This window comes from Vibrio marinisediminis, from assembly GCF_014050145.1.
GTDB lineage: Bacteria > Pseudomonadota > Gammaproteobacteria > Enterobacterales > Vibrionaceae > Vibrio > Vibrio marinisediminis.
On sequence record NZ_JACFYF010000155.1, the window covers coordinates 1 to 304 of the forward strand.

The following is a 304-nucleotide window of genomic DNA, read 5'->3' on the forward strand; positions in this document are numbered from 1 at the left end:
GCCCACCGGCCAGCGGCGCCTCGGTCACGGCGATCTCGGCCCCCTCGCCAGCGGGCAGGTCGAACAGCGCCTCTCCGGTCAGACGCGCGCCGCCCCCCGACAAGAGCCCCGCCATCACCGATTTCGCATCGGCCGGGTTGGCCAGCCGGTAGCCCGGCGGCGGTGCATCCAACGCCACGCCGAGCGCCACATCCCCCGCCGTGGTCACCGCCGACACCCCGCCCAGAAGATCGGATAGATCCGCCGCGATCCGGTTCGCGCCCCGGTGCCCGCCCAGAAGCGGCACCGCCACGGATCCGTCCTC

Annotated in this window: 1 protein-coding gene; it reads right to left on the reverse strand. The window is 74.7% G+C overall.

What is annotated here, in order from left to right:
• Positions 1–292 (reverse strand): hypothetical protein (locus H2O73_RS23765; protein WP_497997509.1); only part of this gene is annotated, 292 nt, incomplete at its 3' end.
• Positions 293–304 lie beyond the last annotated feature (12 nt).